This is a genomic window from Paenibacillus periandrae (genome assembly GCF_022458865.1).
Classification (GTDB): Bacteria; Bacillota; Bacilli; order Paenibacillales; family NBRC-103111; genus Paenibacillus_S; species Paenibacillus_S periandrae.
The window spans coordinates 1-12727 of record NZ_JAJNMU010000059.1 but is presented as its reverse complement, the minus strand read 5'-3'; the positions used below and the strand labels follow the sequence as shown (position 1 = coordinate 12727).

At 44.7% G+C, this 12727-nt stretch carries 13 protein-coding genes and 1 riboswitch; of the genes, 3 read left to right on the top strand and 10 right to left on the bottom strand.

Translation table 11 applies throughout. The features are described 5' to 3' along the window. Positions 1 to 452: 452 nt before the first annotated feature. The 3 genes from LRL21_RS44185 to LRL21_RS44175 form a co-directional block, all read right to left on the bottom strand. A complete protein-coding gene (locus tag LRL21_RS44185) occupies positions 453 to 1226 on the bottom strand; it encodes a thiazole synthase (protein WP_240422108.1) in 774 nt (257 codons plus the stop codon). A 95-nt stretch (positions 1227 to 1321) separates the two neighbouring features. Beyond that, positions 1322 to 1522, bottom strand: coding sequence for a sulfur carrier protein ThiS (gene thiS, locus LRL21_RS44180; RefSeq protein ID WP_076229932.1), 201 nt, complete (start codon positions 1520 to 1522; stop codon positions 1322 to 1324). A 91-nt stretch (positions 1523 to 1613) separates the two neighbouring features. Continuing rightward, positions 1614 to 1746, bottom strand: a riboswitch (TPP riboswitch). Between the two features lie 68 nt (positions 1747 to 1814). Next, a complete protein-coding gene (locus LRL21_RS44175; RefSeq protein ID WP_240422107.1) occupies positions 1815 to 2684 on the bottom strand; it encodes a nucleotidyltransferase-like protein in 870 nt (289 codons plus the stop codon). 114 nt (positions 2685 to 2798) lie between these two features. Between LRL21_RS44175 and LRL21_RS44170 the strand changes: the two genes are divergently transcribed. Then, entirely contained in the window at positions 2799 to 3140 is a 342-nt protein-coding gene (locus LRL21_RS44170; RefSeq protein ID WP_076229930.1) for a DUF2614 family zinc ribbon-containing protein, read from the top strand. A gap of 99 nt (positions 3141 to 3239) precedes the next feature. On the opposite strand, the gene LRL21_RS44165 is transcribed toward LRL21_RS44170, so the two are convergent. From LRL21_RS44165 to LRL21_RS44140, 6 genes are all read right to left on the bottom strand, one after another. Further along, positions 3240 to 4982, bottom strand: a complete 1743-nt coding sequence (locus LRL21_RS44165; protein WP_240422105.1) for a glycosyl hydrolase family 18 protein — start codon at positions 4980 to 4982, stop codon at positions 3240 to 3242. Between the two features lie 123 nt (positions 4983 to 5105). After that, positions 5106 to 5540 carry a Fur family transcriptional regulator gene (locus tag LRL21_RS44160; protein ID WP_076229929.1) on the bottom strand — a complete coding sequence of 145 codons (435 nt, stop codon included), beginning with the start codon at positions 5538 to 5540 and terminating at the stop codon, positions 5106 to 5108. A gap of 124 nt (positions 5541 to 5664) precedes the next feature. Next, positions 5665 to 6921 (bottom strand): DUF4097 family beta strand repeat-containing protein, encoded by a 1257-nt coding sequence (locus LRL21_RS44155; RefSeq protein ID WP_240422104.1) that lies wholly within the window; start codon positions 6919 to 6921, stop codon positions 5665 to 5667. Positions 6922 to 7052: 131 nt separating this feature from the next. Further along, on the bottom strand, positions 7053 to 7679 hold the full coding sequence (locus LRL21_RS44150) for a hypothetical protein (RefSeq protein ID WP_240422097.1): 627 nt from the start codon (positions 7677 to 7679) through the stop codon (positions 7053 to 7055). Positions 7680 to 7713: 34 nt separating this feature from the next. Next, positions 7714 to 8196 (bottom strand): anti-sigma factor family protein, encoded by a 483-nt coding sequence (locus LRL21_RS44145; protein ID WP_240422096.1) that lies wholly within the window; start codon positions 8194 to 8196, stop codon positions 7714 to 7716. Then, on the bottom strand, positions 8147 to 8749 hold the full coding sequence (locus LRL21_RS44140) for an RNA polymerase sigma factor (protein ID WP_240422095.1): 603 nt from the start codon (positions 8747 to 8749) through the stop codon (positions 8147 to 8149). The genes LRL21_RS44145 and LRL21_RS44140 overlap by 50 nt, the downstream gene beginning before the upstream one ends. Positions 8750 to 8975: 226 nt before the next feature. Here LRL21_RS44140 and LRL21_RS44135 point away from each other — a divergent pair, with 226 nt between their 5' ends. Then, on the top strand, positions 8976 to 9890 hold the full coding sequence (locus tag LRL21_RS44135) for a Rossmann-fold NAD(P)-binding domain-containing protein (protein ID WP_240422094.1): 915 nt from the start codon (positions 8976 to 8978) through the stop codon (positions 9888 to 9890). Between the two features lie 435 nt (positions 9891 to 10325). Next, entirely contained in the window at positions 10326 to 12041 is a 1716-nt protein-coding gene (locus LRL21_RS44130; RefSeq protein ID WP_240422093.1) for a hypothetical protein, read from the top strand. On the opposite strand, the gene LRL21_RS44125 is transcribed toward LRL21_RS44130, so the two are convergent. Then, positions 12038 to 12490, bottom strand: a complete 453-nt coding sequence (locus LRL21_RS44125) for a GNAT family N-acetyltransferase (protein ID WP_240422092.1) — start codon at positions 12488 to 12490, stop codon at positions 12038 to 12040. The two genes, LRL21_RS44130 and LRL21_RS44125, sit on opposite strands and share 4 nt — an antisense overlap. Positions 12491 to 12727 lie beyond the last annotated feature (237 nt).

Genomic DNA, 12727 nt, shown 5'->3' with positions numbered 1-12727 from the left:
CTGAGCCAGGATCAAACTCTCCATAAAGGTAGAACTTTGATTTGTACTCATTCCTTGCTGACGAGAATTTGCATTCTCTTGTACTGCTATTTACTCACTCGTTGATTCAGTTTTCAAAGGACAATTCATCATCAAACATTCATTTTAAAAATTAATCCTGCGCCTACTTCGATTTACTTGAATTAACAATTTAATTTTAGCGGCGACTTTCTTAATATACCACATGAACCTATTTCATTGCAAGTGTTATTTTTAATTTCTTGTTTTCTTAACACTTGACCTGCTCGTTTTTGCTTGTACCGTTTTTAGCGGCGAGAAGTAATGTATCATATACTGTGATTGGAAGTCAAGCACTAAATCGAAAATAATTTTAAGGTGAGAAAAGAGCTTGCCATCCATAGCGCAAACGCTCTAATCTCTCAAGCTTTATTATGTTCAAAGGTAACGATTAATTATTCAATCATACCTTCCATTGGACTGCTGGCGGAAGCGTAACGCTTCTTGGCAATACGTCCGGCCAGGAAGCCTTTACGTCCCGCAATAACGGCTAGCTTGAAGGCTTCGGCCATGAGTACAGGATCCTGGGCGCCTGAAACTGCAGTATTAAGCAAAACGCCATCAGCACCAAGCTCCATTGCTAAAGCAGCATCGGAGGGTCCGCCAATTCCAGCATCAACAATAACAGGGACTTTAGCTTCCTCGATGATAAATCGCAGCTGGTTAGGATTAACAATGCCTTGTCCGGAGCCAATTGGTGATGCACCCGGCATAACCGCAGCAGCACCGGCTTCTTGAAGCTTACGCGCCAATATCGGATCATCGGATGTGTATGGCAATACGATAAATCCGAGATCCACCAAAATTTTGGTCGCCTCTAATGTACCGATGGGATCGGGCAACAATGTTCTCGGATCACCGATAACTTCAACCTTAATCATGTCACAAAGACCTGTAGCTCTCGCAAGCTTGGCGATACGAACCGCTTCCTCTACGCTAAAAGCACCTGCAGTGTTAGGCAGCAGCGTGAATTTTTTCAAATCAAGCGTTTCTAAAAAGTTGGGTGCCTCCGGGTTATCGATAGGCAGCCTGCGGATAGCAAATGTTAAAACATCAGCTGCGGAAGCTTGCACAGCCAGATTTTGCACACCCAAATCCGTAAACTTACCAGTTCCCAATAGCAATCTCGATTTAAACTCATACGGTCCTATTTTTAATACATCACTCATACCTTAAACCCTCCAATGTTATTACTTACATTCATTTACAATTCTTATAAAGAAAAAGACATGCCAGCTCGTAACCCTATGTATGAAGGATAGATTTAGCCCCCGCCAACAAAATGTACGATTTCCAGCTTATCACCTTCCTGTAAAGGCGTATTGGCATAAGCATCACGGTCAACAATGTCCCTATTCAATTCGATGACCAGGATTTTTTGTTCCAGCTTAAACAGGGTTAACAACTCGGCAACCGTTGAAAGCTGTTCCACCTCTCGCTCTTCCCCATTGATGGTTAATAGCATATAAAACACCTGCCTTTCTGATTACAAATCAACAAAAAAACCAACCGCATCGGTTGGTTGACTTCGCAATTAACACCTCAAAAACAACAGGCTCTGCGCTCGTCCACTTCCCTACGCTGGTATCATCCAGAAGCATGCTTGCCGCATGCCGATCAGGTTCCAAGGGTCAAGGAATGTGCTTCCTTATCTCAGCCTCAACATCAGAGGCTCCCCCAGTGGTATTCAATTATCAATATTATATCAAAAAAATGAACATTTGTCGCAATGAATAACTCAATAAATAATATCTGGTTTAAATATGCGTGTAACGAATTTCCAATAACGTAATATCCTCGTCCATCGCATAGATAATTTCCTTGGCCAGCTGCTTTCTAACCAGCTTATTCAATAACAAAGGCAGCTCCAGCTTAATACCGCTAAGCACCTCAGACTGCTGTAGCTCCTGCAAACTCCATGCGTCAACGCGGCTGGATAGCAAATCCAGTACTCTTTTACAGCAGCGCTCCATCTTGGACATTACTGAAAACTCACATGCCAGCAGCACCAGTTGAACCCTCTGCTTGATTGTTTCCTTGCTCATGGTCAGCTCTTCATACAGCTTGTATATACCGGGATTAATTGATTTGATCTGACGCCAGACCGTTACCTCAGGATGAATGCCTGCCTCGATAATGACGATTCTCGCCCAGTGGTGGAGCGCTTCTAAGATGTTGTTATAGGCATCCAGTGAATGATTCTCCAATATGTATTCTTTGCTCTGCGAATATCTCCTTAAAAATTTTGAAAACTCAATCAAGAGCTTATGCTCCCGCAATTCCATAGGGAATTCCAGCGTCCGGTGCCGTAAGGTTTCCAAATACAGGTTGTGATCCAGAAGAATCTCTCCTTTTAAGATCCAGAAGATAAGATTGCGATGCTCTCCGTGCAAAATAAAATAGTCTAATGTTGCCGGGCTGATCCAACGTTCTTGTATACGGCGGTTGTCTTTTATATAATGGTATTGTTGATCGGTTTTCTGGACTTCATTCGAAATGACAAGCAGCAGGAGATCAAAGCCATCGGTTACCGCTGAAAAAATAGACGGATTGTCTACGGCCAGCAGACTGGTAACTGCTTCATTCTCTCGGAGCCTGGCAACCAGCTGTTCCTTAATGGCATTCATCGCTGCAGCCTCCTAATAGATTTCATGATACAACATATTTCTACAAAAGTAGGCGGTTTCCTGCATGCACCAAGTGACAATTTTCACAATTTATTCGAAAGTAGATGTGAATTCATGAAATTCAAATCAAGTAAAGTTAACGAGTTCAGATTATGGGGCTTACTGCTGACGATGGGTGGTATGCTGCTCATGATTGTCGGCTTGGCCGGGATTGTATTCAATTGGGGTACTGCCGGCAAGATTATGGCGGGTATTTTCATGGTTATCGGTGCCATCGCGATGCTGGCAAGTATGGCGGTTTATTTCTGGGCAGGCATGATGTCGACCAGCACTACGGTCATCGAGTGTCCGGAATGCGGCAAACCTACCAAAATGCTGGGTAAAACGGATCGCTGTATGTTTTGTAAAACGATTCTTTCGTTGGACCCCAAGCATGATCCTAATGCTAACGCATAAAAACTGCACCTGCTACAATCGTAAAAAAACCGACCTTCAATGCCTTCAAGGGCACCGAAAAGTCGGTTTTTTGTTATCTGCGTGCATCTTGATCAGAGCTTATTGCAAAGCATTATTAATTAAATTCCAGATCGGCGGAAGCTCGTAGCCTCTGCGCCAGGAGGCAATACCAGCCAATTGGTACTTTTTTACCAAATCAACCCTTGCCTTCATGGACACCTCGTCCTCCATCCAAATCCGGTTCAGCTTGCCATCCTCTTTATATTCCACGTAATTTTGCCCTGCTTCAGGCAGGAATTTGGGAGTTAAATTCTTTTCTTTAATAATTCTTTGTTGAGCTTCCATAAAAACAGACCGAGAGCTCACCTTGGTCTTACTGTTTACCTGCTCCTCAGTCCAAATTCGCGTGTAAAATGGAACGCCCAAAAGCAGCTTGGAGGGTGGAATTTTATCCTCACTCATCATTCGGGTCAAACTTTTTTCCACCCATGGCAGTGAAGCCACCGAGCCTGAGGTCGGACTGCTTGCCCAAAATTCGTCGTAAGCCATCAACATCATATAATCAAGAGATTCTATAAGTGCTTTGCGATCATAAAACATGGACCACATTTCATTGGTTGATTTGGGGGTCACGTCCATTGACACGACAAGCCCCTGCTCATGCATGAGCGGAACCATTTCACGGACAAACTGTACCAACCGGTCTTTATCTTCCAGGTTTACATTCTCAAAATCAATGTTGATCCCCTGAAGTGAATAAAGCTGTGCATAGCTGAGCAGCTGCTTGATCATTTTCATTCTTTTGTCATAGGTAGAAAGAGCTTCGGTTGTACGTTTGGGTTCAAAACCATTGCTGAAAAGTCCCCAAACCTGAATATTGTTAGCGTGTGCCCATTTGATGTAAGCAGGATCACCGATATTTTTGATCGTACCTTGCCCATCCTCCAGTGAAAACCAGGTTGGACTGACTACATCCAGGCCAGGCATCGGCGGAAACTTGGTCGTATCCGGATTTTTGTTAAATACCTGCTCCCATGTCATGTTGATTGTGCCAGTAATTGGTTTGGCCGGGACAAAGCTTGGTGTAGGCACTTGTTTGGGCAGCGTTTCCTGACGGTCAGGCTTCAAGTGATCTTTGCTAACATACCCCATATAGCCGCTGCTAAGTTGTATACGGTACCATTCAGGATTATCATCGGACCAGATCATCACCGCTTCGCCCTGCTTAATATCAACAAGGATCGGAGATTTAATGGCTGCCTCTTTACGCATCGGAATGGTTTTGGAAGGCTTATCCGGATAAGCTATTGTCTTGCCCCATTCCAGGATATCTCCTTCTTTGACGAGGATAACTGCACCTGTCTCGGGTGATTCACGAAGCTCAATAGGGTAAAGCTGCTTGATCGGCTCCATCGGCAAATACAGAGTACCCTCTACTTTTTCCAATGGAAATTTCAGTGTAAACGGTTTTTCATTCAACATGCCCGTTAATTGACTTGTTCTCAAACGAATGACTTTGTCCTGTGTCGTAATAATCGTTGATTCGCTCGCTGATTCATGGATCATACTTGGATCAATAAGTTCCTTTACCGTGTCAAACGGCAGCTTGAGGCTCTCTTCCTTGCCCGTTGCAGGTTTCTCCAGCATCTCACCCTTATAAAAGATAGGCTTCACAAGTCCCGCAAATGTAGGCTTCTCATGCTTACCGGTAGGTACAAATTTGGCCCAATAATAACCAAAACCTACTCCTAATACAATGACAATTAATAAGGTCAACCATACAATTCGAAACTTTTTTGATTTCCTTCGCTTCAACAGGTCGTTCGAGAAATCCGATTCCATCGCTTCACTCCCATGATGACGGTATGGACAACACAAAAAGAACGCGTCCAAGGCCCTTGTCCAGCAAGGCGCTTGGGACACGTCCATTATACCGCAAATCCGGCTGGTCGTCTTGTAATCTTGCTATACCTGCCGCACAGCTGCACAGTCGGTACATAATCCATATACTTCTACACGATGGCTTTTGATTAAAAAACCAGTTTCCACTCCAGCAGTTATTTCCAAATCATTCAATGGTTTGTACGCGAAATCGACCAATTTACCGCACTCTTCACACAGTGCATGGTAATGGTCGGACATATCCGCATCAAATCGACTGGAATGATCACCGTAGGTCATCTCTCTTACAAGTCCCAGCTCAATATACACTTTTAAATTGTTATAGACCGTAGCCACACTCATACTTGGGTACCGAGGCGCCAGGGCTTTGTAAATCTCATCCGCTGTCGGATGTGTCATGGTATTCAGCAGATAGGCGAGAATTGCATGTCTTTGCGGGGTCATGCGTACGCCAGTCGCCTTCAGCTTTGTTAACGCTTGCTCCATTCGTGAATCCATGCTGTCTCACCGCCTAACATTCAGTAAAAGGTTATCGCCTCATTTTAAGCGGGTTTTAAGCTGTTTGTCAATGTACAGAATGATATAACCTGTTGGGAACTCTTACATTTTTGAATGAATTGCTTTATTTGGCCGCGGTTATCGTTAGCGACCCCTTGGTATTCAATTTAATCAGGTTTTTGCCACTGCCGATACTGCCTTCTATGTTATCCTTGCGAACTTGCAGAGGTAATTCGGTCTGAATATTGCCTTTATTGGCCTCTCCTTTAACTCTGTAATCGCCATTGGATGGGAGGGCTAGATTCATCTTGCCATGATTCGTTTCCAAATCCCATTCCCCATTGATGGTATGACTGGTTATATCCAGACTGCCATTGGTCGTTTCAGCCTTTAGAGATCGTACTGCCTCGACAATTTTAATATTGCCATTCGTTGTTGAGGCTTTAATAGCTCCCGTTACCCCTGTTAACCGCAGTTCACCATTGGTTGACTCGAGCTGAGCATCCCCCTCGTGACTGCCTGCTTCAATAGATCCATTCGTTGTACTCAGCTTCAAACGACCCTTGGTTGCGTTGGTTGTAACATGAGCATTCGTTGATTCCAAATCTATATCCGCTTCGATACCCGTCAGTTGAATCTCTCCGTTGGTAGTACGGATTTTGAGCTGCTTTTTGAGTGCAAGCTGGTCAGCTTTAAGACGACCATTGGTCAATTCAACGTCCATATTCGCTTGCAGCTGGGCTGGGACCGTTATAACCAGATCAATTGCAGGCCGCTTCCTCGACCAAAATTCACCGCCATACTCCCCGCCTTCAGCAACCAGTTGAAGTGTATGTCCGCTAAAGCTTTGCTTGACCTGTGTTTGATTAGCAATTTCAGCGGCTTCCTGCTCATCGTCTAAAGCTACATAAACGGTCGCTTCGACCTGCAGCTGGGTGCCAGTGCCTGATTGGATTGTGATGCTGCCGTTGCTCTCATTATGGATAGATATGCGATCAAGGCCCGATGGAATTGTGATCAGCTCGGCTTCTTTTGCAAACTTGCGGCCTTCGCCACCCATTGTGGAAGTCACAAACGATTTCCCGAAATCGAGCGCTCCCGACCAATTTGAGAACAAAGCTGCTGTATTCGTGCTTCCGATTACCACAGCTGAGACCAGAACGGCAAATACTACCCCACGAAGATCAAGCCGCAGCTGCTTATCGCTCTCTCCATATCTCATATTCAATAAAATGTATTCCAAACCAAGCGAAATAAACAGTATCGGCCACCATTCCACCAAAAGTGTTGTCAGGTGTAAGCTTGCATACTTATCTATAATTACAGCAGAGCCAACTGCAATCAATAATAACGCTGCTGTATAACGTCCTGCTTTACGCATGGTTAACACCTCCTAAAAGTTTGCTTTAGCAAACTTGCATCGTAAGCATAATCTTTGTTTTGCATAGCAAAACTGTCTTCGTAAGCATTGCATCGAGCTAGCTTGGACAATCTTACTTGATTTGAATGCTATTATTTTTTGGTGGATTCCTTCAAGAACATAAAGACACCGACCACAATTAACAAAATAGCGCCGATTGATGAGCCCAGCATGTCAAATATTTGATTCAGCCAAGCCGGCTTGCTGCTGATCAGAAATAAGAAAACACCACCAATAACGAGCACGTAACCAAGTGGACTGCCTTTAGCCAGCTTCTTCAACGGTTGTTTAAATTCATTGCCTGCATCATTCAATGGGTCGGAGTATACGCCGTTCCACTGTCCATTCACATTATCGGTTTGCTGCAGTGCATCAAAAATATTATAAAAATAAATCACTGGCACAAATAACGAGAACAGGACAATTAATGGGATACTCGTGCTTGAGCTTGTTGAAAAAAACACGATAGCAAAAATATTCATAATGAGCAGCAGCATAATCATCATTCCCCGTTGCATCAGTCCCAAATAAAGCAGACCTGTGCCGGGAATCAGAAATGAAAGCAGACCGGCTACAAATTTATTTTTGCGAGGAGCTTTTCGAAAGGGATCATAAGGCGGTTCGTGCTTGGTTGCATTCCAGCGCTCCATACGTTCTTTTAAAAAGGCTTCTTCCTTTTCCAGATCCAGATCTGCAGAATGATTGTTTTTTTCTTCCATATTCGTATATTCCTCCGTTCATTAGATATTAGGATTAAGAAGTCAGATACAACGATAGGTGTTGAACCGTGTTGCCGATCTCCATAAATGTGTTTTGTAAGCCCGCTCCCCACTGACCTGCATTAATAGAAATGATTCTCCCCAAAATACCCGAGCTTACGAACAAATAGGTTGCTGCTGTAGCTATCAGCCCATTGATTAATTCAGGCCGCCAAAGGCGTCTTGGTCTACTAGCTGGATCAGCCTTGCGGGGATAGCTGGATGTCAATACAAGATTGTCCATATGCTCCCTGGATTGTTCGCGAATCTTGTGCATGACCCTGTCCTCCAATCCGGGGGTAGGGGAAAGCACATCCATTCCGTTCAAAAGCTCCTCCAGATTCAGATACGTATGCAGACGGGACCGACAGCTGGAGCAAATATGAATATGCTGTTGAATTCGCTTATATTCGAGCTCGGAGCAAGCTCTATTTAGGAATCGTTGAAGCTGCCGTTCGTTCGGATGCTGACTGTTCAAGGTTACGTACCTCCTGCCATTTTTGTTTGAGCAATGACTTGCCGCGGTAAAGACGGGTTTCTATGGTTTTGAGCGGAAGCTGGGTTGCCTCAGCTATTTCCTGATAGGACAGCTGTTTATAATGATACAAATAAAGGATTAATCTGTATTTGTCAGGCAGCTCGGATAACAGCTGTTGGACCGTTTGCCGTTCTTCCTTTTGCAAGGCCATAGCTTCCGGTTCTTCCTGCCTGTTGATCAGCCAACCCTTCATTTTGTCTAAAATGGCTTCATACGGCCTGCGGCGCTGCGCTCTGCGATAATCTGTCACTAAATTGGTCGTTAATCGATACAACCAAGTTGTGAACTTGGCATCCCCCCGAAAATGAGCTAAAGAACGATACAGCTTGATAAAAATATCCTGTGTCAAATCCTCGGCGGTTTCGCGATGTTCAACCATACGATATACAAGCGTATAAATATATCCTTTATGACGCTCAATAAGCAACCGGTATGCTTCTTCATCGCCTTGACGGATCTCTTCCACCAGCTGCTCATCCGTCGATTGTTCCATCGTTTCACCACCTTTAACCTTGGTTATACATTGTTAGACGACCACTTAACAATGAACCCTTCAAAATGGGAAAATTACTTTTAAAAAACAGACATCAAAGTATAACACACTCTGTTGTTTGTTTTTCGACGGAATGCATTGACAGTTTTATACAATCATTTTAATATGAATTTAAATACATTTTAATGCATAATTATTCATCATTCATTATTGAAGGTGGTCTGTGATGAAGCATTTATTAACTTTAAAGGAACTGAACGAATACGAGCTATTATCCATTATTCAAAAAGCGATTGAGCTCAAGAAACAGCCCGATGCTTTTTTCGAAGCTTGCTACAGAAAAGGCTTACTTATGCTTTTCCAAAAAACGTCAACAAGAACAAACTTATCGTTCCAATCCGGTATGAACCAAATGGGCGGCTATTGTGTACCGATGGATTGGGACTCCAGTAACTTCAGTCTATCACCTATTCAATATGAAGTCAGGTATGCTTCGAGAAATTGCGATCTGATCATGGCCCGATTAAAAAATCATGACGATATGCTTCAGCTCGCCTCGTATTCCAGCGTACCTGTAATCAATGGCTGCTGTAATAAATACCACCCCTGCCAGGCGCTTGCAGACTTTATGACGATTTATGAAGTGTCCGGAACATTCAACGATATCACACTTACTTACGTAGGCATTCACAACAATGTAGCCAATTCCTTAATTATAGGCTGCCTTACATTAGGCATCAAACTATTATTAGTCACTCCCATCATTAATGACACTTCGTGGGACGAGGAGCTTATGCTTGCCGCACGTCAAAGCGGGCATATTTATACCGTTGAAAATTTATCCGATGCCGTTTCACAGTCTGATTATGTTTACACCGATACCTGGATCGATATGGAGCATTTTCACGAAATCGAGTATCAGGAAGAAAAACAGCGGCGTATCCAAACGATGCTGCCTTTCCAGGTCAGCAGAGCCCATTTATCCGGCTACTCGCCCTATATCATGCATGATATGCCCGTTCATCCGGGATATGAAATCGAGGAATCCTTAATTGAATCGGATACATCCGTCATTTATCAACAAGCCGAAAACCGTATGCATGCCCAAAAAGCTTTAATGCTGCACCTGCTGCAAAAGTAACTAATCATTGCCTGAGATGTTGTAGCTTTTGTAACCCACCTGACGCGCCCCTTCCTTGAGGGGCAATGTCAGGACTGCTCTTGATCTTGTTCTTGCACTTGTACTTGCACTTGCACTTGCACTTGCTCTGATGTAGATGCCCTCCAAAGTTAAGCGTGTCCTGCAAGGACGAAAGCGAGCACAAAACTCCCCACTCCCACTAACCAGTTGGCTACTCCACTACCATCAAGCGTGTCCCGCAGGGACGAAAGCGTCCCGAGAACACCACATATCCGCACACGAACAAAATGAGTCCAGAGGGCAGAGCCCTTTGGGGCCCTCCCTATAGGGAGGGTTTGGGAGGGTCCCCTCTTGACTTCCCCATGTGGACGGGTAGACTAAATAAGAATTGACTACGCTCTCAAACCAAATACAGAACAGGAGACATCCTTCATTATGACTCTGCCCATTCAAACCATAACAGATCGAAAGCTTGCGATTCTAGAGCTCGCTGCCCGCAAAGCGATGGAACTGCCGATACTGCCAAGCGGCTTCTGGTTCCATAGCGATCTTCGTGATAATTTTTATTTTGCTATCCATTTGTATGCCTTTACGGTCAATCCCACATTCGCTCAAGCATGGCCCAAGGAGCAGCAGGAATCCGGACTTGCACTGGCTGTGGAAATGATCGGTAAGGTCCTCGCCCTTCAGGAACAGAACGCGGAGCATCCAATGTACGGACATTGGCCGCTGAATCTGGGTAGTGATCCCGCAGCAGCTAAGCCGCATCCACTACCAGTAGAACTTATGGGCTGTTTGTTGATTTTCTTTTATAACAAATACCAGAGCACGCTCCCCATTGAGCTGAAAAGCAATGCCATGATTGCCATACTGCATATGTATGAAAGCCATGTATATCGTCACCCACTAGACAAGGTCAATCATCATGAAGCCAAGCATACCGCCCTCAAGCTGCTGTTGGGACACCAATTTGATAATAGCGAGCTATCTGACCAAGGCTTGCAGTTTGCCAGGCAGCAGCTTCAGCACATTCAGAAATTCGGATTCAAGGAATACGGTGCGCTGCCTTGGCACTGGCATTGGATTCAGGCATTTGTTTGTGTATGGGAGGTGGTTGAGGATACCGCGGTTCGCGAAGCGATGAGCCAGCTTCTTGATCAATTGTGGCGGCTGCGTGCCGATGTTTATCTGGCGGGTACATGGGTAGGGGCGCAATCTCGTCAATGGCCTCATGATGCACCCAAGGATAATAATACGCTGCTGGACTACATTCAGTTTGGCGATTTCCCGCTTCCCAGAGAGATCACTCGTCTCGAAGGCGCGGCTTTGTACACGTATCAGACCGCTGTGGAATTCGTACAAAAAGCGATTAAACGCGATACGCCCATTGAAATACAACGTAAAATTCAGTTCGCTGAAGCGAACAATCAGGTTACGGAAGAGGCGCATACGTATACGTATATCGCACCTGAATATGCGGTTGGCGGTATATGGGAGCGGCGTGATGAGTTCGATAATGAACAGCAGCGATGGGTGGTGACACTACCGTTAACGGAAGCAACCACAGCTGAAGGCGTCAATCAGTTATTTTTCTTTCACCCTGGGAACAAATATGCTTCCGGTGATGATCGCCATGCCAGCCCTTATGGAGAGGTACTGCTGCACAAGGATGCTGTAATTCAATTGTGGAAGCTTCCAGAGGGCGATTTGGATGCGTACCCGAGTCTTATCGGTTGTTTACCCAAGGGAGAGTGGAAATTTGACGGAAACCGCGGCTACGGTAGTTTCGAGGGGTTCTATGTTTCCTTTCAGCTCATGAATCCTTATACGATTGAGGAAAAACCAGACCGCATTTCGATAGCAAGCCCGTTTCAATCGGGTAAAAACGGAGTGCTGGTCGAGGCGGTTTCTAAGCAAGAGGCAATCCTGCTCGGCATTAATAGCTTGGAAACGTTCGCCGCAGCGATGCAGACGAAAGCAGCAACCCCGTTTACAACTATCGACTCCGCTGACCCGGATAGTGTTGCCATTCATGCCTTATACACAACACATCGCAATGATGAGTTAAGTATGTCAGTCGATAGTTTGGGTGTATTTGAACGGACTATTAACGGACAGCCCGTTCAGCTTGAGCTTTATCAAATCGGTTAGGTTTGTTTATAAAATACAGTTAATGTAATTCCGGGAGACACCTCGAGTACCTGTGTCGGCACATAGCCATGCTTCTGATACAAAGAAAATGCAGGCTTGTTATTCGTGCCTGTCGAAACTTTAATCGGTAATCCCGGAACCGCAAATTGTTCTACGAATTCCAGCAAGCTGCTGGCGATACCGCGGCGAAAATGCTGCGGGTGGACCATCATGCGACAAATTGCCAATTCCTTGGCTGCTTGCTTCATGGATATGGCTCCGGTTAAGCGCTTTTCTTCATAGTAGCCCAAAAAGGTTTCACCACAGTCCTGCAGCGATTGTGGTGAATCCCATAAGGGAGGTATTTCCTTAAAACCGATCAATTGTGCTTCGATTCGGTAGGATAACTGCTGCAGCATAAGCAGTTCCAAGGCTTGTTTGTTATCAGTAAGATCGATTTCACGAATCATAAGGGTACCTCCTGAGCAAATGCTAAATGCTAGTTAGCCAAAGTATACATCAGCCACTCCACGAGTTCTACTAACTGGAAATATAAATGATAGAAAGGGCCCTTCATAGACGAAGGCCACTGAAGAACTTACTGTTTTTTTCTTCGGCGGTAAGATCAAAATGAACGAAGACATCTACCCCGCTTTTTTTGAGGGAGATGTCTTCTTTTTTTGGTCTTTTCGGGGATTTTTCCTTAC